The 19857-nt window shown below is 72.5% G+C and carries 17 protein-coding genes; 6 read left to right on the forward strand and 11 right to left on the reverse strand.

Annotation, left to right across the window (positions count from 1 at the left end):
- Positions 1 to 45 precede the first annotated feature (45 nt).
- Both OG552_RS02870 and ptsP read left to right on the forward strand, forming a co-directional pair.
- Positions 46 to 495: a PTS sugar transporter subunit IIA gene (locus OG552_RS02870; RefSeq protein ID WP_329129283.1), complete on the forward strand. Its 450-nt coding sequence runs from the start codon at positions 46 to 48 to the stop codon at positions 493 to 495.
- A 10-nt stretch (positions 496 to 505) separates the two neighbouring features.
- Positions 506 to 2176 carry a phosphoenolpyruvate--protein phosphotransferase gene (ptsP, locus tag OG552_RS02875; protein WP_329129284.1) on the forward strand — a complete coding sequence of 557 codons (1671 nt, stop codon included), beginning with the start codon at positions 506 to 508 and terminating at the stop codon, positions 2174 to 2176.
- A 61-nt stretch (positions 2177 to 2237) separates the two neighbouring features.
- Here ptsP and OG552_RS02880 read toward each other — a convergent pair whose 3' ends face one another.
- The gene (locus tag OG552_RS02880) at positions 2238 to 3245 is read right to left on the reverse strand and encodes a hypothetical protein (RefSeq protein ID WP_329129286.1); all 1008 of its coding nucleotides are present in this window, start codon (positions 3243 to 3245) and stop codon (positions 2238 to 2240) included.
- A 242-nt stretch (positions 3246 to 3487) separates the two neighbouring features.
- Here OG552_RS02880 and OG552_RS02885 point away from each other — a divergent pair, with 242 nt between their 5' ends.
- Positions 3488 to 5080, forward strand: a complete 1593-nt coding sequence (locus OG552_RS02885; protein WP_329129288.1) for a cellulose binding domain-containing protein — start codon at positions 3488 to 3490, stop codon at positions 5078 to 5080.
- 42 nt (positions 5081 to 5122) lie between these two features.
- On the opposite strand, the gene OG552_RS02890 is transcribed toward OG552_RS02885, so the two are convergent.
- Positions 5123 to 7159, reverse strand: a complete 2037-nt coding sequence (locus tag OG552_RS02890) for an acetoacetate--CoA ligase (RefSeq protein ID WP_329129289.1) — start codon at positions 7157 to 7159, stop codon at positions 5123 to 5125.
- A gap of 235 nt (positions 7160 to 7394) precedes the next feature.
- On the opposite strand from OG552_RS02890, the gene OG552_RS02895 reads away from it, so the two are divergent.
- Positions 7395 to 9764: a glycoside hydrolase family 31 protein gene (locus OG552_RS02895; RefSeq protein WP_329129291.1), complete on the forward strand. Its 2370-nt coding sequence runs from the start codon at positions 7395 to 7397 to the stop codon at positions 9762 to 9764.
- Here the strand turns inward: OG552_RS02895 and OG552_RS02900 are convergent.
- The 5 genes from OG552_RS02900 to OG552_RS02920 all read right to left on the reverse strand — a co-directional run bounded on the left by OG552_RS02900 (position 9731) and on the right by OG552_RS02920 (position 14518).
- Positions 9731 to 10261, reverse strand: coding sequence for an NUDIX domain-containing protein (locus OG552_RS02900; protein ID WP_329129293.1), 531 nt, complete (start codon positions 10259 to 10261; stop codon positions 9731 to 9733). The genes OG552_RS02895 and OG552_RS02900 overlap by 34 nt on opposite strands.
- A 9-nt stretch (positions 10262 to 10270) precedes the next feature.
- Complete coding sequence (locus OG552_RS02905) at positions 10271 to 11548, reverse strand: adenylosuccinate synthetase (protein WP_329129294.1); 1278 nt, start codon at positions 11546 to 11548, stop codon at positions 10271 to 10273.
- A 91-nt stretch (positions 11549 to 11639) separates the two neighbouring features.
- Positions 11640 to 12545, reverse strand: coding sequence for a hypothetical protein (locus OG552_RS02910; RefSeq protein ID WP_329129296.1), 906 nt, complete (start codon positions 12543 to 12545; stop codon positions 11640 to 11642).
- Between the two features lie 48 nt (positions 12546 to 12593).
- Complete coding sequence (locus OG552_RS02915) at positions 12594 to 13619, reverse strand: molecular chaperone DnaJ (protein ID WP_329129297.1); 1026 nt, start codon at positions 13617 to 13619, stop codon at positions 12594 to 12596.
- Positions 13616 to 14518 carry an NUDIX hydrolase gene (locus tag OG552_RS02920; RefSeq protein WP_329129298.1) on the reverse strand — a complete coding sequence of 301 codons (903 nt, stop codon included), beginning with the start codon at positions 14516 to 14518 and terminating at the stop codon, positions 13616 to 13618. Before OG552_RS02920 ends, OG552_RS02915 begins: the two co-directional genes overlap by 4 nt.
- 152 nt (positions 14519 to 14670) lie before the next feature.
- Between OG552_RS02920 and OG552_RS02925 the strand changes: the two genes are divergently transcribed.
- A complete protein-coding gene (locus OG552_RS02925) occupies positions 14671 to 15078 on the forward strand; it encodes a DUF962 domain-containing protein (protein ID WP_329129300.1) in 408 nt (135 codons plus the stop codon).
- 21 nt (positions 15079 to 15099) lie between these two features.
- On the opposite strand, the gene OG552_RS02930 is transcribed toward OG552_RS02925, so the two are convergent.
- The 4 genes from OG552_RS02930 to OG552_RS02945 all read right to left on the reverse strand — a co-directional run bounded on the left by OG552_RS02930 (position 15100) and on the right by OG552_RS02945 (position 19273).
- Positions 15100 to 15711: a GTP-binding protein gene (locus tag OG552_RS02930; protein ID WP_329129301.1), complete on the reverse strand. Its 612-nt coding sequence runs from the start codon at positions 15709 to 15711 to the stop codon at positions 15100 to 15102.
- A 94-nt stretch (positions 15712 to 15805) separates the two neighbouring features.
- Positions 15806 to 16198, reverse strand: coding sequence for a DUF742 domain-containing protein (locus tag OG552_RS02935; protein WP_329129303.1), 393 nt, complete (start codon positions 16196 to 16198; stop codon positions 15806 to 15808).
- A gap of 34 nt (positions 16199 to 16232) precedes the next feature.
- A complete protein-coding gene (locus OG552_RS02940) occupies positions 16233 to 16655 on the reverse strand; it encodes a roadblock/LC7 domain-containing protein (protein ID WP_329129305.1) in 423 nt (140 codons plus the stop codon).
- On the reverse strand, positions 16652 to 19273 hold the full coding sequence (locus OG552_RS02945; protein ID WP_329129308.1) for a sensor histidine kinase: 2622 nt from the start codon (positions 19271 to 19273) through the stop codon (positions 16652 to 16654). Before OG552_RS02945 ends, OG552_RS02940 begins: the two co-directional genes overlap by 4 nt.
- A gap of 167 nt (positions 19274 to 19440) precedes the next feature.
- Here OG552_RS02945 and OG552_RS02950 point away from each other — a divergent pair, with 167 nt between their 5' ends.
- Entirely contained in the window at positions 19441 to 19839 is a 399-nt protein-coding gene (locus OG552_RS02950) for a hypothetical protein (protein WP_329129310.1), read from the forward strand.
- The last annotated feature ends 18 nt before the right edge of the window (positions 19840 to 19857 follow it).

Raw genomic sequence — 19857 nt, forward strand, 5'->3', positions numbered from 1 at the left:
GGTAGTGACGACACCCCTGTTGAGCTCCGTACTCAGGAGGCTTCCATGACCACCGTTTCGTCGCCGCTCGCCGGTCGGGCCGTCGGACTCGACCAGGTTCCCGATCCGGTGTTCTCCGGCGCGATGGTGGGACCCGGGACCGCGGTCGATCCGCTCAGGGAGCAGACCGACGCGGTGTCCCCGGTGGACGGCGTCATCGTCTCCCTGCACCCGCACGCGTTCGTGGTGGTGGACGACGAGGGACACGGGGTACTGACGCATCTGGGTGTGGACACCGTGCAGCTCAATGGCGAAGGCTTCGAGCTGTTGGCCGCCAAGGGCGACAGTGTGGTCCGCGGTCAGGGGATCGTGCGGTGGAACCCGGCTTCCGTGGAGGCGGCCGGGAAGTCCCCGGTGTGTCCGGTGATCGCACTGGAGGCCACCGGGGCAGCGCTCAGCGAGGTCATCGACGCCGGGGACATCGTCGCCGGGGACACCCTCTTCAACTGGAAGTAGTGAGATGGGGATGGAGACAACACTGCGAGGTGTGGGCGTCAGCCACGGTGTGGCGATCGGCGAGGTACGGCACATGGGCACAGCCGTGCTGGAACCGCCGGCCAAGCAGATCCGGCCGGAGGACGCCGCGCGTGAGCAGGGCCGTGCCCGTCAGGCGGTGGAGGCGGTCGCCGCCGATCTGACCGCCCGCGGCCATCTGGCCGGGGGTGACGCACAGGCGGTGCTGGAGGCCCAGGCGCTGATGGCGCAGGACCCGGAGCTGATCGCCGATGTCGAACGCCGGATCGCGGTGGGCAGTACGGCCGAACGGGCGGTGTACGACGCTTTCGCCTCCTATCGGGCGCTGCTGGCCGGCGCGGGTGAGTATCTGGCCGGCCGGGTCGCGGACCTGGATGATGTCCGCAACCGGATCGTGGCGCGGCTGCTCGGTGTGCCGATGCCGGGTGTGCCGGACAGCGATGAGCCCTATGTGCTCGTCGCACGGGATCTGGCGCCGGCCGACACCGCGCTGCTCGACCCGGCGCTGGTGCTCGGTTTTGTGACCGAGGAGGGCGGGCCCACCAGCCACAGCGCGATTCTGGCCCGGGCGCTGGGTGTACCGGCGGTGGTGGCGCTTCCCAGGGCCACGGATCTGGCCGAGGGCACGGTCGTGGCGGTGGACGGCAGTTCCGGCGAGGTGTTCGTGGAGCCGAGCGCGGCGAAGCGGACCGCGTTGACCGAGGCCGCTGCCGCACGGAAGGCGGCGCTGGCCGCTTCGTCGGGGCCCGGGGCGACGTCGGACGGGCACAAGGTGCCGTTGCTGGCGAACATCGGTGGTCCGGCGGACGTGCCGGCCGCCGTCGAGGCGGGGGCGGAGGGTGTGGGGCTGTTCCGTACCGAGTTCCTTTTCCTGGACGATTCCGCGAACGCGCCGTCGGTGGAGAAGCAGGTCGGGGCGTACCGGCAGGTGCTGGAGGCGTTTCCCGAGGGACGGGTGGTCGTCCGGGTGCTGGACGCCGGGGCGGACAAGCCGCTGGACTTCCTGACGCCGGGGGACGAGCCGAACCCGGCGCTGGGGGTGCGCGGGTTGCGGACGCTGCTCGATCACCCCGAGGTGCTGCGCACGCAGCTGCGGGCGCTCACCCTCGCGGCCGAGGGGTTGCCGGTGCATCTGGAGGTCATGGCCCCGATGGTGGCCGACCGCCAGGATGCGAAGGCTTTCGCCGACGCGTGCCGCGAGGCGGGCCTGCCGGCGAAGTTCGGGGTCATGGTGGAGATCCCCGCGGCGGCGCTGCGGGCCCGGTCGGTGCTCCAGGAGGTGGAGTTCATCTCGCTGGGCACCAATGACCTGGCGCAGTACACCTTCGCGGCGGACCGGCAGGCCGGCGCCGTGTCCCGGTACCAGGATCCGTGGCAGCCGGCGCTGCTGGACCTGGTGGCGTCCGCCGCCGACGGGGCGCGGGCCGAGGGCAAGAGCTGCGGCGTGTGCGGTGAGGCGGCGGCGGACCCGCTGCTCGCGTGTGTGCTGGTCGGTCTCGGTGTCACCAGCCTTTCCATGGGTGCGGCGTCGATTCCGTATGTTCGGGCGACGCTGGCGAAGCACACGCTGGCCCAGTGCGAGCGTGCGGCTTCGGCCGCGCGGGCGACCGACAGTGCGGAGGGCGCCCGCCGGGCCGCGCAGGGGGTGCTGTCCGGCGAGTAGGGCCGCCGGCCCCTGCCCGGTCGCCGGGGTGATCGGGCAGGGGGCGGCCTGCTGGCGTGCTCTACCGTCCAGGCAGGTGCTCCTGCCGTGGTGGTGGCAGTGGCAGTCCCGCGCGGTAGCGGACGCCGGGCTCCGGCGGTACGGGGTCGCCGGTCTCCGGGTCGGTGCAGTAGGCGCTGAAGACCTCTGCCTCGGTCAGTGGGTGGGGTTCGCCTTTCCGCAGTGACCAGCCCCGTACCGTCTCGGCGCCGGTCGCGTCCGTTGTGCGGACCACCAGGCCGCCCGGCCGCCGGATGGTGGCTTCTCCCGCGGCCATGATCGTGCAGACGACGAGGGCGTCCGCCTCCGCGATGTCCACCTCGCCGTCCTCGTCGGCCTCGATCTCGACGGCCGCGAGCAGGGGTGGGCTGTCCGGCGCCGGGAGGCTGCAGACGACGTGGTGGGCGCCGGGGCCGATGGCTTCGATGACGCGCAGGAGGGTGTGCGAGGCGCGGTCGAAGGCGCAGTGGGCGAGGTCCCGGTCGCAGTCGGGGCAGGGTCCCGCGTCCATCAGGGCGTCGGTGGCCCGCTCCCAGGTGGCCCTGCGGTCGGCTTCGCGGGCGAGGTGGGAGCGCAGCTGTGTGATGTGCTGCCCTTCGTACGGCACGGCGGGGCCGGCCGTGGTGACGTCGGCGACGTAGCGGGTGCGGGTCTGTGGGGAGTCCGGTGGCTGGCGGGTGCTCTCGCAGTAGTGGGTGTAGGCGTCCGGGTCGAAGAGGGTGACGGCGATGTGGGTGCCCTGGGCGTGCAGGCTGTGCAGAAGCCCGTCGAGGTGGTGCAGGTAGACGGCGTACTCGTCGAAGGGGAAGCTCCGGTCGCCGGTCATGAGGGCGAAGTCCTGGTCGTCCAGGAGCAGTCCGACGACGACGGGGGCTTCCTTGCGCAGGGCCCGCCGGTAGCGGTTGCGCTGCCGGGAGGTGCCCGCTGTCCGCCGTGAGGTGGCGCCGCGGTGTCCGCCGCTCCCCCGGCGGTCGTCGGCCGTCCGCTTGCGCCCGGCTCCTCGTGCTCCGTCGTTCCTGGTCTGTGTCATGGGTTTTCCCCCTCCGGTTCCGGCCGCCGCGGGACCGGTGTCCCACAGCTCGACCGTGCTCACTCACCGTAACCGGACCCTCTGACAACGGCCGGTCCGGCCGGAGCCGTGCCCCGGGGTTCCCGGGCTACAGGGGACTGATGCGACGTCAGGGGCCGCGTGACGGCCCTCTTGACGGCGGTACAGCGGGTCAAGTATCCAGAACGCGGGCGGCATTGGTACAGACCAAATGGGAGTCCGGTATGCGAAGATCCCTCACCCTCCTTCTCGCGCTCTTCGGCACGCTCATCCTGTTCCTCGCTCCTCCCGCGTCGGCGGCCGGCGGCGTCGGCGCCACCTTCGCCAAGACCTCGGACTGGGGCAGCGGCTACCAGGCGCAGTACACGGTCCTCAACGGCAGCAGCGCCACGATCAGTTCATGGAAGGTCGAGTTCGACCTGCCGGCCGGCAGCAGTGTCGGCAGCTACTGGGACGCGCTGCTCACCCAGAGCGGGACGCACTACACCTTCACCAACCGCGACTACAACGGGTCCCTCGCGCCGAACGCCTCCGCGGTCTTCGGGTGGGTGAACTCCGGCCCCGGCACGCCCGCCAACTGCAAGCTCAACGGCGGATCCTGCGACGCGGGCGGCAGCACCGGGGGCGGCGGCAGCGACACCACTCCCCCGTCGGTCCCCGGCGGCGTCACCGTGGGGTCGGCCACCAGTTCCTCGCTGACCGTGCACTGGAACGCCTCCACCGACAACTCCGGCTCGGTGGCGGGCTACGAGGTCTCCCGGAACGGCGCGGCCCCCGTCGCCGTGACCGGCACCTCCTACACCGCTTCCGGCCTCGCCGCCGCCACCTCCTACTCCTTCCAGGTGCGGGCCAAGGACGCGGCCGGCAACACCTCGGCGTACAGCGCGGCCGTCTCCGGCACCACCAGCGCGACCGGCGGCGGGGGCGGCAACCCGGCGCCCGGCCTGATCCGTACCGCTCCCTACGTCGACATGGGCGCGTGGCCGACGCCCAGTCTCACCGCGATGTCCCAGGCCAGTGGGGTGAAGAGCTTCACGCTCGGCTTCGTCACGTCGGCCGGCTGCAAGGCTTCGTGGTTCAACGCCTACGACCCGCGGCAGGCGTGGGCCAAGGACCAGATCGATGCGATCAGGGCGGCCGGCGGGGACGTGAAGATCTCCTTCGGCGGTGCAAGCGGCATCGAACTGGCCCAGGCGTGCTCCTCGGTCGACGCTCTCACCACCGAGTACGCGGCGGTGGTGGACGCCTACAGCCTCTCCTACGCCGACTTCGACATCGAGGGTGCGGCGGTCGCCGAACCCGCGTCGATCGCGCTGCGCTCCCAGGCCCTGGCCAAGCTCCAGCAGACCCACCCCGGTCTGCGGATCTCGCTGACCCTCCCGGTACTGCCCAACGGCCTGACCTCCGACGGGCTGAACGTCGTCACCGCGGCGAAGAACGCGGGCGTCAACCTGGACATGGTCAACGCGATGGCCATGGACTACTACCAGAACGTCGACTACGGCGACGCGGCGGTCCAGGCCGCCAACAGCCTGTTCAGCCAGCTCACATCGCTCTACCCGGGCAAGTCCGACGCCCAGGTGTGGGCGATGGTGGGGGTCACCCCGATGCTCGGCCAGAACGACGACGGGCACATCTACAACCAGGCCGACGCGCAGCAGCTCGTCACCTTCGCCAGGAGCAAGCACCTGGGCATGCTCTCGTTCTGGGAAGAGGGCCGGGACGCCAACGCCTGCACCGGCGCCCTGTACAAGTGCACCAACATCTCCCAGGCGCCGTACGAGTTCTCGAAGATCTTCGCCCCGTACACAGGCTGAACAGCCCGGCTGTGGAGGCCCGTTCAGCAGTATGAGCCGCTTCTACGAGCGGCCGCCGGCCCGGTCCGCGGCGAGCCGCTCGTAGAAGCGGAGCACCCCGAGGTCGTCCACCGAGCCGGGGTTGACCGCCTTCTCCAGTGAGGTGCCTTGCAGCAGCCGCTTGACCGGGACCTCGATGCGCTTGCCGGTGAGGGTGTGCGGGACCCCGGGCACCGCGATGATCTCGTCGGGGACGTGCCGCGGGGAGAGTTCACCGCGGATCGCGGCGCGGATCCGGTCCCGGAGCGGGTCGTCCAGGGCGGCGCCGTCGGCGAGCTGGACGAAGAGCGGCATCCAGTAGCCGCCGTCGGGCTGTTCGATGCCGATGACGAGTGATTCGCGGATCTCCGGGAGGCGTTCGACGACCTCGTAGATGTCCGAGGAACCCATCCGGACGCCCTGCCGGTTGAGGGTGGAGTCGGAGCGGCCGTGGATGACGACGGTGCCGCGGTCGGTGAGCGTGATCCAGTCGCCGTGCCGCCACACGCCGGGGAACATCTCGAAGTAGCTCTCGCGGTAGCGGGTGCCGCCCGGGTCGTTCCAGAACCGGATCGGCATCGAGGGCATGGGGTTGGTCACGACGAGTTCGCCGACCTCACCGGACACCGGGCGGCCTTGCGCGTCCCACGCCTGCAGGTCCGTACCCAGGCAGGCGGCCTGGAGTTCGCCGATGTGGACCGGCAGGGTCGGCACCCCGCCGGCGAAGCAGCTGCACACATCGGTGCCACCGCTGACCGAGGCGATCCAGAGGTCCTCCTTGACCTCGTCGTGGAGCCAGCGGAAACCGTCAGGTGGCAGCGGGGAGCCGGTGGTGGCGACGCAGTCGACCGCCGAGAGGCCGAAGGCGCGGCCGGGGTGGATGCCGGCCTTGCGGCAGGCGATGACATAGGCGGCGGAGGTGCCGAAGACGGTGCTGCCGGTGAGTTCCGCGACCCGCCACTGGGCGGAGATGTCGGGGAAGCCGGGGCTGCCGTCGTAAAGCACGATGGTGGCGCCCGCGAGCAGGCCGCCGACCAGGAAGTTCCACATCATCCAGCCGGTGGAGGTGTACCAGAAGAAGCGGTCGCCGGGGCCGAGGTCGAGGTGGAGGCCGGTCTGCTTGAGGTGTTCCAGCAGGATGCCGCCCTGGGACTGGACGATCGCCTTGGGCAGGCCGGTGGTGCCGGAGGAGTACAGGACCCACAGCGGGTGGTCGAACGCGACCTGCTCGTAGGCAGGTTCCTCCGTGCCGGCGGTCAACGCCGTCCAGTCCAGGGCGCCTTCCGGGGCCACCGTGTCCAGCAGCGGGATGTGGACGGTGGCGCGCAACGACGGGAGTCCGGCGCGCAGTTCGGCGACCTCCGCGGTGCGGTCGTGGGTCTTCCCGCCGTAGCGGTAGCCGTCGACGGTGAAGAGCACCACGGGCTCGACCTGCTGGAAGCGGTCGAGGACACTGCGGGCGCCGAAGTCGGGGGCGCAGGAGGTCCAGACGCCGCCGACGGCCGCGGTGGCGAGCAGGGCGACGACGGCCTGCGGGATGTTCGGCAGGTAGCCGCTCACCCGGTCGCCGGGGGCGACGCCGAGCCGGCGCAGCGCCGCCGCCAACGAGGCGACCTGCCGGGCGAGTTCGGCCCAGCTGACGGTTCCTGGCCGCTGCCGTTCGTCGAGGTGCAGCAGTGCGGGCTGTGCGGCCCGCGCCGGGTCGAGTGCGGGGCGCAGCGCGTGTTCGGCGTAGTTGAGGCGGGCGCCGGGGAACCAGCGGGCGCCGGGCATCGCCGGGTCGGCGAGCACCGTCTCGTACGGACTGGAGAAGCGGACGTCGTACCACTCGGCCAGGGCCCCCCAGAACGCCTCGGGTTCGCGGACGGACCAGGAGTGCAGGGCGGTGTAGTCGGCCTGCGGGTCTGCGGCGCGGGGGGCAGGGGCACCGTGCCGGCCGGCCGCCCAGCGGTGGAAGCGGGTGAGCTGCGCGCGGGCGACACGCTCGGGGCCCGGCGTCCACAGCGGCTGCGGGGCGTCCGCCGGTTCCGCGGGGGCGGCGGGCTCGGGCGTGGTGCTCATCTGGCGGCTCCCGGACGGTACGCGTCGTTGCGTGGCTGCTGGGTCCCGGGCGGGGGTCTCCCGCCGCGGGGGGCTGGGCAGGACGATGCCATGTGATCGTCCGGTACGCCAGGGCGGCTCCCGGGGCGCCGCGGGACGGCCGTGTGACGCGCGTCGATGATCCGGGCGGCCCCTTGCAGGTGAACGCTGACTGAACGGGCGGCGCCGATGGTGGTTTCAGTGCGAAAGTTGGCACATGAATGCTCGGGACCTGCTGAGATCGGTTCGGATGGCGGGTTCCGCCAATGGCCGGCGTGCCGCACGCTCGGCGTGGCGCCGGCAGCGGGCCGACGCGCGGGATCTCCCCCGGCGCGGCCCGGAGCGTGCCAGGGTGCCGGGGGCCGCGGTGGAGGCCGAGCCGTTGCCCGGCGGCGGGGTCGTCCGCTTCACGCGTTCGGTGCTGCGGGTGCGGGTGGCGGTCGGCGGCGCGGTCTTCTGCGGCTGGGACGGAGCCGCGCCGGAGCCCTCGTACGCACTGGCCGGCGAGGGTCCGGCGGGCGGGGCATGTCCCGCGGCGGACACCCGGGCGGTGCTGGAGCCGGACAAGGACGGCTGGCGGGTGGTCTCGGAGCGGGTCACCGTGCTGATCTCCCGGCACGGCGCGGTGGAGATCCGCACCCCCGGCGGGCTGCTGCTGCGCCGGGAGCTGCCGCCCCGCTGGTGGGACGCCACCGGGCAGCAGGAGGGCGGCGGGGCCCGCTGGGTGCAGCGCTCGGAGACGCCCGCCGACGCCCGGGTGTACGGGCTCGGCGGCCGGGCGGCGGGGCCGCGGCTGCCCGCGGGCGGCTACCGGCTGTGGAACACCGACCCGGGCGGGTCCTTCGCGCCGGGCGACGACCCGCTGTACATCACCATGCCGCTGCAGCTGGTGGTCGCGGACGCGGGCTGCCATCTGATCTTCCACGACAACACCTGGGACGGCCGGGTGACGCTGCGCGACGGCGAGGAGGGCGCCGGCTCCGGCCATGACCGGCCGGGCGGCTGCGAGGTGCGGATGGACGGCGGACCGCTGCGGTACTGGGTGATCGCCGGTACGCCCGCCCGGGTGCTGGCCGGCTGGACGGCGCTGACCGGCCGCCCCGCGCTGCCGCCGCGCTGGGCGCTGGGCCACCACCACTCCCGGTGGGGTTTCGGCAGCGAGCAGGAGGTCCGCCGGGTGGCGGCGGGCTACCGCGAGCGCGGGCTGCCGCTGTCGGTGCTGCATCTGGACATCGACCACTTCGACGGCCACCGGGTGTTCACGGTGGACCGCCGGAACTTCCCCGATCTGCCGGGCCTGGCCGCGGAGTTGGCCGGGCAGGGGGTGCGGCTGGTGTCGATCGTGGACCCGGCGGTCAAGGTGGAACGGGGGCTGGCCGCGTACGACGAGGGCAGCGCCGCGGACGCCTTTGTGCGGGACGCCCGCGGGGAGCCGGTGCGGGGGGTGGTCTGGCCGGGTGAGGCGGTCTTCCCCGACTTCACCGACCCGCGGACGCGGGCCTGGTGGGGCGGCCTCTACGCGGAGCGGCTGGCGCAGGGCTTCGCCGGGGTGTGGCACGACATGAACGAACCGGTGTCCTTCGCCCCGTTCGGCGATCCGACGCTGCCGCGGTCCGCCCGCCATGTGCTGGACGGCCGCGGCGGGGACCACCGTGAGGCGCACAACGTCTACGGTCTGACGATGGCCCGGGCCGGGTACGAGGGGCTGCGCAGACTGCGGCCGGAGCAGCGGCCCTTCCTCTTCTCCCGCTCCGGCTGGGCGGGTATGCAGCGGTACGGCGGCAGTTGGTCGGGCGATGTGGCGACCGGCTGGGAGGGGCTGCGGGCCTCCCTGGCGCTGGTGCTGGGCCTCGGGCTGTGCGGGGTGCCGTACTCGGGTCCTGACGTGGGCGGTTTCACCGGTACGCCGTCGCCCGAGCTGTACGTGCGCTGGTTCCAGCTGGGGGCGTATCTGCCGTTCTTCCGGACGCATTCGGCGATCGACGGCGGGCGGCGGGAGCCGTGGGAGTTCGGCGCCGCCGCGCTCGAACACGCCCGTGCGGCGCTGGTCGAGCGGGTGCGGCTGCTGCCGTATCTGGAGACGCTCTCCCATATCGCCCGTGGTACCGGCGCCCCTTACGTACGGCCGCTGTGGTGGAAGTCGCCGGGCGACCGGGCGCTGCGGGAGTGCGCGGACGCGTTCCTGCTCGGCGACGCGCTGCTGGTGGCGCCGGTGCTGGAGCCGGGGTCGGTGACGCGGGCGGTACGGCTGCCGCGTGGCCGCTGGTACGACACGCTGACAGAGACGGAGTACCGCGGGCGGGGGCAGGTGCTGCTGGACGCGCCGCTCGACCGTATCCCGGTGCTGGCGAAGGCCGGGTCGATCCTGCCGGTGGCCGGGGCGGACGGCGCGATCGAGCTGGAGGTGTGGGCGCCGCGGCAGGGCCGTACCGGCAGCGGGGTCGTCTTCGCCGGGGACCCCGAGGGGTGGGGCGCGCCCCGGGTGGAGCGGTTCGTGTCCCGGTGGGTGGACGGCAAGGTGGTGGTGGAGCGGGACGGTGGCGGGGAGCCCGGCTACCGGGTGCGGGTCCGGGGCGTCGCGCCGTAGTCGCCGGCGAACCAGCGGCGCACCGCCAGGGTGTGCAGGTCGAAGCCCAACTCTTCCGGGGCGTGCAGGAGTTGGTGGCCTTCGGTCTCGTCGGTTGCGGCGGACGGCGGGAGTTCGGCGGCGTCGAGGACCGGCAGCAGCCCGAACAGCAGGAGATAGCCGCCGGCTTCGTCGGTGAGGGCGTCGGCGAGGGTGACATCGGCCGCCGGGGCGACGATGCCGGTCTCCTCGGCGAGTTCGCGGACGACGGCGTGCTCCCAGCTCTCCCCGAAGTCGATGAAGCCGCCGGGCAGGGCCAGTCGGCCGCGCCGGGGTTCGATGGTGCGCCGGATCACCACCAGTGCGGTGCTGCCGGCGGCCCGTACCGGCAGCAGGGCGACGGCGACCGGCAGCGGATTGCGGTACCTGACCGTCCCGCAGGCGGCGCAGGTACGGGGCCAGCCGGCGTCGGCGGCGAACGGGGTTCCGCAGGCGGAGCAGTGGGAGTCCTTCGGCACGGGGGGACCTTACCCGACGGGGCGCGGGACGGCCGGGCGCACCGTCTGGCGGGAGGGTCCGCGGGATTCCAGCAGCACGGGGGCGCCGAGCAGCCCGGAGATGGTGTCGCTCCAGCACCGGGGGTCGGGCCCGGGGGTCTCCCACAGCGCGGGGCGCGCGCCGAGCAGTTCCGCGGTGAGCTCGGCCTGACGGGCGAGGTCCCCGGGCGGCCCTGCGGGCAACCGCTCCACCAGCCGGCCGTCGATGCCGTACGCGCGGCAGATCCGCAAGCGACGGCAGCGGCCGGGGGCGTCGAGGTGGGTGACCGCCAGGGCGTCCACGCCCCCGCACACCTCGGCCGCGTAGGCGTGCGCGACCGCGTCGAAGTGGCCGATCCGGAAGGCGCCCTGCCAGCGGCCGTGGCCGTTGTGCGGTTCCGGCAGCAGTGGCCGCAGTCCTGGGTCCTCGGTGACCAGCGGTCCCGGGCCGTGCCGGGTGGTGTAGGTGCGGACGACGCCGAGGCGGCGGGCGCCCGCGGTGTCACCGGCCTCGGCGAGCAGCGTCTCGGCGTTGGCGAAGGTGGTGGTGGACCAGGTGGTGTACGGGTGGAAGCCGTGCCATTCGTCGAGCAGGACGCCCTGGGCGCCTTCGAAGACCAGCGGGCCCCGGCGGACGAGGGCGCGCAGTGCGTCCTCGTCGGTGAGGGTGACGGCCTGTGCGAAAGCGGTGCAGACGTCGGCGAACGCCTCGATCGGCGGTGCGGGCAGCGGGCCCAGTTCGTCAGTGAGGCGGTCCCGCAGCAGCCGCAGCCGGCGCAGCAGCCGGGGCCGGGAGGAGCAGTCACCCGCGGTCGGCGCGTCGTCGGGGTGGGCGAGGGCGTAGGCGGTGGTCTCACCGACGCCCATTCCGCACGAGCCGTGCCGGGCGCTGCCGCGGGACTGCTCGCGCAGGCGGTTGGCGGCGGCGTGGTAGGGGGTGGTGAGCGGTGCCCGCCGGTCGGTGCTCAGCAGGGCGTACGGGGCGGGTACGCCGAGCGCGCTGAGGTGGTCGGCTTCGGCGGTGAGGGCCAGGGGGTCCACCGACATGAAGCGGGACAGGTGGGTGGGGGTGCCGTGGAGGGTGCCGGCGCCGAACTGCGCGAAGGTGTGGTGGAGGCCGGCCGGAGTGACGACGTTGTGGGCGGCCTGGGCACCGCCGTTGAAGCGGATCACAGCGGGGACCGGACGGTCGGCGGTGGCGCAGAGGTGGCTTACGGTGGCGCCTTTGCCGGCGTCGCCGAAGCCGAAGTCCACCACGAGCGTGTGCACAGGTACTCCTTGCCTGGGGCTGCTGCTGTATGGCTGCCGGTGCGCCGCCCGCCCGCCCGCGCGGCGGACCGGCGCGGGCTGGCGCCGCGGATCACTCCAGTGCGCGGGCGACCGAGTCCACCACGGTGGAGCCGATGTCCTCCAGGTCGGCGAGCCCTGCCGCCAGGTCGATGGCCTCTTCGCCGAGGCCCACGGTGAGGGCGATGGTTTCGCAGACGGCGTCGAGGTTGTCGAGTTCGATGACGTTCTGGCCCAGCAGCTTGCGCCACAAGGCGAGCACTTCGGGGTTCCCGGCGTAGGAGGCGCCGGCCGGGAGGATGTAGAAGACGTGGAACTTCCGCTGGAGTTCGGCGAGGATCTCCGGCAGCGGTATGTCGCGGGAGATCGACTCGCCCAGCACATCGCGGACTTCGCGGGACTTGACCTTGCCGTAGGGCATCTCGTCGCCGATGACGAAGAGGTATCCGCGGCGGCCGCGCTTCTCGTAGCAGTCGAGGGCGGTGTGCCGGGCCATCGCGTAGAGCGCGAGTTCGTAGGACTCGGTCATCTGGCCGCCGCCGCCCCCTTCCAGCAGGATGTTGCCGAGGTGGTCGTCCATCCGGTTGTCCGACTCGAACTGGCCCAGCTGCAGCGGCACACGGTCGCAGGTGGCGTCGCCGACGGCGCCGAAGAGGATCTGCGGGTGCTCGGTGTAGCCCTTGCGCAGCAACAGGCCGAAGAGATCGGGGAGTTTGGTCTGCAGGACCCGCGGGACGCCGCCCATGGAGCCGGTGACGTCGAAGAGCACCGAGATCGCGAGCGAGGTGGGGTGCTCGGCGGAGTCGCGGCTCTCCCGGACGGTGAGGCCGTACGGGTCGAGCGTCTGGTGGGCGCGCCAGCTGCTGCGGGGCGCCGAGCGGGTGACGTGGTCGCTGTAGGCGAAGGCGTCGGTGCCGGAGGCGGCTCGGTAGCGCGCGGCGGCGTCGTAGACGTTGGTGGACCAGCTTCCGCTTCCCATGGTGATTCCCCCTGGGTGGTGGTGTGTTGGGTGGTGGGTGATGGTGTGTCAGACGGCCGGTGCGGTCGGCATGGTGAACGGGCGGAAGGTGCGCCGTCCGTAGAGCCGGTCGAGCACGGCGTCGAGTTCGGCGAGGAGCCGCCAGGCGTCCTGCGGGCGGGCGCCGGGGCGGGGCAGGGTGCAGCCGCGTACGAACGCCCGTAGCGGCGGCGGTGCCTGATCGCCCATCAGCTGCCGCATGCACAGGGCGGCGAGGTGGATGTCGGTGGCGGCCGTGGCGGGGCCGCGGTCGTGGACTTCCGGCGGGTAGCTGTCGCGGTGCCGGTCGACGAGGACGGGCAGGTGGGTGCCGGTGGCGGTCGCGTAGCACCAGTCGAGGAGGACCAGGCCGTGCAACTCGGGGTGGATGAGGACGTGTTCGGGGAAGACCGCGCCGTGCACCAGGCAGGCCCGGTGGATCCAGCCGAGGGCGGCCAGCAGGCGGCGCCACATCCAGGCGGCGTCCCGCGGGTCGAGCCCTCCGGGGTGTGCGGCGGCTACCTGGGCGAGGGTGTGGAAGCCGGCGAGCGGTGCGAGCACGTTGATCACGCGTTCGGTGCCGTCCGCGGAGCGGTCCCGGAAGCTTTCGAGCAGGGTCGGCGCGTAGGCGCGGTGGCGCGGTTCGCCGACGGTGCCGAGGCGGGTGAGGACGGCCGCTTCGTGGGACATCAGGTCGTTGTCGCGGGGCCGCAGCGGGATCTTGAGTACGGCTTCGCGGTGCTCGCCGGCACGCCGGTGGTGGGCGGTGCGCAGTTCGGCGAGGTCACCGGTGGCGATGGCGGGACCGAGCACGTACGAGTGGTGCGGCGAGGTGAGGACCGGAAGGTCGGCGGACCGGGCCTGCCAGGCGGCACTCAGCCGGGCGAAGGCCGCGGTGGCCTGGTCGGTGCGGCCGGGCGGCGCGGTGTCGGGGTGGAGCAGGCGGGCCAGGCGCCGGTAGTGCCGGGCGGCGGCGTCCGCGTCGGCCGGGAAGCCGGCCGGAAGGGCGGCGAGCGCGTCGTCGAAGGTGCGGATCGGCTCACGGACGGCCGTCATCGTATGGTCGCCTCCCGGTCCGGACGCAGCAGGGCGGGGTGCAGCAAGGTGGCGTCGCCGGCCCGGTAGAGCTTGGCCCGCGGGCCGCCGCGGCTGCCCTGGCGGGCGTCGGTCGCCCCGGTGGACTCCACGAAGCCGGGGACGGAGAGCACTTTGCGGTGGAAGTTGCCGGCGTGCAGCGACGCGCCCCACACCGTCTCGTAGACCGACCGGAGTTCGCCGATGGTGAAGGTCTCGGCGAGGAAGGCGGTGGCCAGCGGGGTGTACTCGATCTTGGCGCGGGCGCGTTCCAGACCGTCGGCGAGGATGTCGAGGTGGTCGAAGGCCAGCTGGATCGCGCCGGGCGGGAAGGGGTCAGGCCGGCGGCCGGGTCCACCCCCGTAGGTCCCGGGCCGCCGACCCTGCTCGAAGGGACGCGGAGCCGGTCTTTCCGGTTGCCCGGTGGAGGACATCGCTTCCAGCGGGACCCAGGCCGCGCCGGCGGCGTCGCTGCCCGCCTCGGCGTCGGGCAGGCCCGGGGCGAAGGCGAGGTAGGCGACGGAGACGACGTGCATGCGCGGGTCGCGGTCCGGACGTCCGTAGGAGCCGAGCTGCTCGAGGTGGACCCGGCCGAGCGCGGACGCGTCCAGGCCGGTCTCCTCGGCGAGTTCGCGGGCCGCGGCTTCGTCCAGCGATTCACGGCCGGCCCGGACGAATCCGCCGGGCAGCGCCCAGGCACCGTCGAAAGGCGGTCCACCGCGCCGGACGGCCAGCACATGCAGCCGGTCGTCCCGCAGGGTCAGCGCGACCACGTCGACGGTGACGGCGATGGGGTCGAAGGCGCGCGGGTCGTAGCCGGCGAGGAACTCCCGCTCGCGCTCTGCCGCGTCCGCCCTGTCCACTCCGTCCGCCCTGTGCATGGCGCCCACCCGGTCCTCTCCGTCGCCCATGTCCGCGGCAGCCGCCGCGGGTTGAGCCCGCTCACGTTGATCTCAATATGAGTCTTTCTCAAGACGAGAACAACGTAACACGGACCCCTGACAACGTCCAGGGGCAGCGCTACGGTGCGGTGATGACGAAGCAGACCTTCAGCACCTTCGAGGAGTTCTGGCCGTATTACGTGGCGATGCACTCGAAGGCGGCCACCCGCTGGGTGCACCTGGCAGGCACCCTCACCGGGCTCGCTGTCACCGGCTACGGGCTGGCACGGGGCCGCGGGAGGTACGCCGCCGCGCTGCCGCTGATCGGCTACGGGACGGCCTGGCCTGCGCACTTCCTGATCGAGAAGAACAATCCGGCGACCTTCGGGCACCCGGCGTGGTCGCTGCGCGGCGACGTCAAGATGATCACGACCATGCTGGCCGGCCGGGACGCAGAACTGGCCGAGACGGCCGCCAAGTGGCTCGCCGGGCAGGGCAGCGGCCACGACGAAGGCACCGGCGGCCTCGCGGACGGCCCGGCGGACGGCTCCCGGCGGTGATCAACCACCCTGCGCGCAGGGTCAGTCGGCGGCCGGCTCCCGGCGCCGCACAGCCAGCTCGGCCGCGTGCTCGACCACACTGATCAGGACGTTCTTGGCGGACTCGCGCTCGCGCGCGTCGCACAGCACGACCGGCACCCCGCCATCGAGGTCGAGCGCGTCACGGACCTTGTCCGGCTCGTGCAGTTCGGCGCCGTCGAAGCAGTTGACCGCGACGGTGAAGGGGATGCCACGCCGCTCGAAGTAGTCGACGGCCGCGAAACAGTCCTGCAGCCGCCGGGTGTCGGCCAGCACCACCGCGCCCAGTGCGCCCTGCGCCAGTTCGTCCCACAGGAACCAGAACCGGTCCTGCCCCGGCGTGCCGAACAGGTACAGCACCAGGTTGTCGCGCAGGGTGATCCGCCCGAAGTCCATCGCGACGGTGGTGGTCCGCTTGGACTCGACGCCTTCTGTGTGGTCCACCGGGCGGCCGAGCTCGCTCAGCGACTCCTCGGTACGCAGCGGCCGGATCTCGCTGACCGAGCCCACCAGGGTGGTCTTGCCGACACCGAAGCCGCCCGCCACCAGCAGCTTGAGCGCCACCGGCTCGTCGGCGGGCGGCTTGGGGCGGCGTTCGGAGCGGACGAGGGCCATGGTCTGTTCTCTACTTCCTCGGCGGATGCGTCCCTGGCGGGAGTGCGGATACCTCGGCGGTGACCGCGCCGGGCGGACGGGTTCGACAGGCGGCCTACAGGGCGCGCAGCCCGTTGATCACCTCTCGCAGGATGCTCTCGTCGGGCAGTTCGGCCGGCGGGACCGGCTTGTGGATGTGCACATGCTCGGCCTCCAGCAGATCACCGACGAGCACCCGCACCACCCCGACCGGCAGATCGAGGTCGGCGGCGAGTTCGGCCACCGAGGTGGCCTGCACCTGGCACCGCTCCACGATGTCCAGGTGCTCGGGCGACAGGGTGTGGTCCTCCAGGGCGGTGTCGTCCCCGGCGTCGGTCTCGCTCACCACCAGGGCGATCAGGTCGATCTTCGCCTCGGCCGCGTGGCTGGTCCGGCCGCGCGTCATCGCGTACGGCCGCACCACCGGGCCCGCCGCGTCGTCGTACCAGCGGTCCGATTCCGACGTCATGACACCCCCTCACCCCGTCCGTCAGCTCATCCGGTCAGCCGCTGAGCGCCGTGCCGCCGTCGGCGCGCGGCGCCGAGCCGAGATGGGCGCCCACCCGCTTGACCAGCAGGGCCATTTCGTACGCGATCTGACCGACGTCGGAGTCCGCGTCGCTGAGGACCGCCAGACAGCTGCCGTCGCCGGCCGCGGTGACGAAGAGGAATGCCTCGTCCAGCTCCACCATGGTCTGCCGGACGCCGCCGGCACCGAAGTGCCGGCCGACGCCCTTGGCCAGGCTGTGGAAGCCGGACGCGACGGCGGCCAGGTGCTCGGAATCCTCACGCGTGAGCCCGTCCGAAGCACCGATGGCCAGGCCGTCGCCGGAGAGCACCAGGGCCTTGCGGATACTGGCCACCCGGGCGACCAGATCGTCAAGGAGCCAGCTCAGCTCACGTGTCGGACTTGATGGTGCGGTCATCGACCGTTCCCCTCAGGTGTCGTTCTCGGTACCGATGTCGATGTGTCGTCGGTCTCCGCGTCGGCCATTTCACGACCGCGCTGCCAGCCGCGCTGGAAGGACGCCATCCGGTCGCGGACCTCGTCCGCGGAACGCTCCCTGGCCTCGTGCGCCGGCTGGGCGTTCTGCTGGGTGGCCTCGGTCCGCAGCTGCGGCGCGAGGCTCGCCTGCCGGATCCGGCGCGGAAGCACGGTACCGCCGCCTTCCGGGGTGGTGGCGTCCGGCGCGCGTGCCGCGGACCTGGCGGGCCGCCCGGAGGCTTCCGGGGACACCGGCTCGACAGGCTGGGCGGGGGGCAGCGGCTGCGCAGGGCTCCCGGCCCCGGCGGACGGCTGCGAGGCAGGCCCCGCGGCCCGCTCGGCGGCCGCTTTCACGGCTGGTTCCGCGACGGGTTCGGCGACGGGTTCCGCTGCTCCCGCGACCGGCCGGCCGTGGTCGGAGACCAGCACCGGAGCCCCCGCGCTGCGGCGCCGACGCGGCAACGGCAGCGGCTCGTCCGGCTCCGCCGGCTCCGTCTCGTCCTCGGGCACCAGGGCCGGCTCGTCGGCGTGGGCCGAGTGCTCCTTGTGCGTCTCGCCGCCGGACGGGTCCAGGCCCCACTGGCGGAAGGTGTGTTCGGTGTCGGCGGACGGCCGCAGCAGGTGCGGCTCGGGCATGTCGCCGATCCGGGTGGAACCCGTGTCGTCGCCGGTCTCGGTGAGCAGCGGCGCGGGGATCAGTACCACCGCGGTGGTGCCGCCGTAGGGCGACTGCCGCAGCGAGACCCGCACTCCGTGCCGCTGGGCGAGCCGGCTGACCACGAACAGGCCGAGCCGGTCGGTGTCGGAGAGTTCGAACTCGGGGGTCTCGGCGAGCCGGAGGTTCGCTTCGAGCAGCGCGTCCGGGGTCAGCCCGAGGCCGCGGTCGTCGATCTCCAGCACGAAGCCGTTGGCGACGGCCTCGCCGTTCAGCCGCACTTGGGTGTGCGGCGGCGAGAACACCGCGGCGTTCTCGATGAGTTCGGCCAGCAGGTGAGTGAGGTCGGCGACCGCGGCGCCGCTCACCGCGAGCCGCGGCAGCCGGCGTACTTCGATCCGCTCGTAGTCCTCGACCTCGGCGACGGCGGCACGGACCACGTCCATCAGCTGCACCGGCTTGCGCCACTGCCGGGAGGGCGCGGCGCCGGAGAGGATGACCAGGCCCTCGGCGTGCCGGCGCATACGGGTGGTCATGTGGTCGAGGCGGAAAAGGTCGGCGAGTTCCTCGGCGTCCTCGGTCCTGCGTTCCATCGCGTCGAGCAGGGTGAGCTGCCGGTGCAGCAGCACCTGGCTGCGGCGGGCCAGGTTGACGAAGACGTCGGAGACGCCCTTGCGCATGTCGGCCTGGCGGACGGCGGCTTCGACCGCGGTGCGCTGCAGGATGTTGAGCGCCTTGCCGACCTGGCCCATCTCGTCGTCGGTGTACTGCAGCCGCGGCACTTCGGTCTCGACGTCGACCTGTTCACCGGCGGCCAGCCGGCGCATCACCCGCGGCAGCCGGGTGCCGGAGACCTCCTGGGCCTCACGGCGCAGCCCGGTGAGGTCGCGGATGAGGCTGCGGCCGATGCGGACCGAGACGATGACCGACGCGATGACCGCGATCAGACCGAAACCGCCGGCGATGGCCGCTTCGGTGATCACCGACGTGGACAGCGGGTCTTCCTGGGTGAATTCCAGTGACGAGGCATTGTCCAGCCGGCCCAGATCGTCGAAGACGTCGCCTGCCAGCGTGGGCCACTGCAGATGGGCCGCCACCACCGGGGCGTTCTCGGTACCGGCCGCGATCACCGCGTCCTGCGCCGCGCGGATCTCCTTGCCGTTGGTGCTCTGCCAGTACGCGTCATAGGGGCCGCGCAGTGCCGGGCCGAGCGCCTGCAGTTCGTCCTGGTAGTAGTTGCGCTCATTGGCGACGGCGAAGGTGAAGGAGGTGAGCTCGGCGGCGTTCATGTGCCCGCTGCTGATCGCCACGGTCATCAACGCGTCCTCGCGGCTGACCTGTTCGCGGGCCCGCATCAGGCCGACGCCGGCCCGGCGCCGACTGTCCTTGGCGGTGTCCGAGAGCGGGTTGAGGTCGTCGAAGAGATCGAAGGCCGGGGTGATCAGTCCGTTGTACGCGTCATAGGTGTCGTTGCGGGTGATGCGCTGGTTGTCGACCCGCTGGCGCAACGAGGTGGCGCCTTCGACGGTGTTGAGAAAGATGTCCAGCTTGTCCTGGGCGGTGCTGTCCAGTTCGCCACGCGCGTGCGAGGTGGCGATCTGGGTGCGCAGCTTGGCGATCGACGCGTCGGTGGCGTGTTCTTGCTTGCTGAAAGCGATACGGGCTTCGGAGTCACGGGGGTTGGCGACGTACATCAGCGCGACCTTGCGCTCCTGCTGGAGGCTGCTGATGACTGCCTCTGCGGGGTAGCCGATGTTCTGCGCCACCGTTTTGATGTCCGGCCGTCCGAACACCGCGCGACCGGTGATCGTAGCGGCAAAGGCCCAGATGGCGGTGAGGGACACCAGGGGGATCAGCAGCAGCGCCACGATCTTCCGGCGGATCGTCGTACCGCGAAAGCGCATGGCCTCCCCAACGTCTCCCCCACTTCGGGGGTCCTGTGTCGCGTTTAAACGGCGTGAGCCTACTACTGCGTTCGGGGTAACTCGAAAGTTCGTCCCGCGGGTTGGGCAGGTCTGGCCGGAAACGTACCTCCTGAATGCACCCGGTTTTTTCGGGGCAGGGACCTTTCATGACGTTCGAGAGCCAATCGGTGTGGGAGGAAGAGGCGGTCGGTACTCCGCGGCTGCCTGATCCGGTGCGCGCCGCGGCGGTACGGGCCGTACTGATCGTGTCGGTGGCGCTGATCGAGGCGGTGGTCGAGCTGCTGCTGGCGGCCGGGCACTCCTGGCTCACCGCCCCCATGATGCTGTTCACCGTGCTCACTTGTGTGGTCGCCACCTGGGCGGTGCTCGATGTATGGGTGACCCGCCAGGTGTGGAACCAGCGCAACGGTGTGGTGTCCAGTCCGAGCAGCGCGGCGCGGGCGCTGCGCAGGGAGCGGCGCAGAGCCCGCCGGGCGGCGCGGTCGGCCGGGCGGCAGCGGGGCAGCCGCCGCCGGTATCACGTGCCACGGATGCACGGCGTCTGAACGGCCGCCGCGCGCACC

Source organism: Streptomyces sp. NBC_01476 (genome assembly GCF_036227265.1).
GTDB lineage: Bacteria > Actinomycetota > Actinomycetes > Streptomycetales > Streptomycetaceae > Actinacidiphila.

Bases quoted from the DNA above. Each gene is read 5' to 3' on its own strand.
- OG552_RS02870 (WP_329129283.1), top strand. From the start codon at position 46: ATGACCACCGTTTCGTCGCCGCTCGCCGGTCGGGCCGTCGGACTCGAC.
- ptsP (WP_329129284.1), top strand. From the start codon at position 506: ATGGAGACAACACTGCGAGGTGTGGGCGTCAGCCACGGTGTGGCGATC.
- OG552_RS02880 (WP_329129286.1), bottom strand. From the start codon at position 3,245: ATGACACAGACCAGGAACGACGGAGCACGAGGAGCCGGGCGCAAGCGG.
- OG552_RS02885 (WP_329129288.1), top strand. From the start codon at position 3,488: ATGCGAAGATCCCTCACCCTCCTTCTCGCGCTCTTCGGCACGCTCATC.
- OG552_RS02890 (WP_329129289.1), bottom strand. From the start codon at position 7,159: ATGAGCACCACGCCCGAGCCCGCCGCCCCCGCGGAACCGGCGGACGCC.
- OG552_RS02895 (WP_329129291.1), top strand. From the start codon at position 7,395: ATGAATGCTCGGGACCTGCTGAGATCGGTTCGGATGGCGGGTTCCGCC.
- OG552_RS02910 (WP_329129296.1), bottom strand. From the start codon at position 12,545: ATGGGAAGCGGAAGCTGGTCCACCAACGTCTACGACGCCGCCGCGCGC.
- OG552_RS02915 (WP_329129297.1), bottom strand. From the start codon at position 13,619: ATGACGGCCGTCCGTGAGCCGATCCGCACCTTCGACGACGCGCTCGCC.
- OG552_RS02920 (WP_329129298.1), bottom strand. From the start codon at position 14,518: ATGCACAGGGCGGACGGAGTGGACAGGGCGGACGCGGCAGAGCGCGAG.
- OG552_RS02925 (WP_329129300.1), top strand. From the start codon at position 14,671: ATGACGAAGCAGACCTTCAGCACCTTCGAGGAGTTCTGGCCGTATTAC.
- OG552_RS02930 (WP_329129301.1), bottom strand. From the start codon at position 15,711: ATGGCCCTCGTCCGCTCCGAACGCCGCCCCAAGCCGCCCGCCGACGAG.
- OG552_RS02935 (WP_329129303.1), bottom strand. From the start codon at position 16,198: ATGACGTCGGAATCGGACCGCTGGTACGACGACGCGGCGGGCCCGGTG.
- OG552_RS02940 (WP_329129305.1), bottom strand. From the start codon at position 16,655: ATGACCGCACCATCAAGTCCGACACGTGAGCTGAGCTGGCTCCTTGAC.
- OG552_RS02945 (WP_329129308.1), bottom strand. From the start codon at position 19,273: ATGCGCTTTCGCGGTACGACGATCCGCCGGAAGATCGTGGCGCTGCTG.
- OG552_RS02950 (WP_329129310.1), top strand. From the start codon at position 19,441: ATGACGTTCGAGAGCCAATCGGTGTGGGAGGAAGAGGCGGTCGGTACT.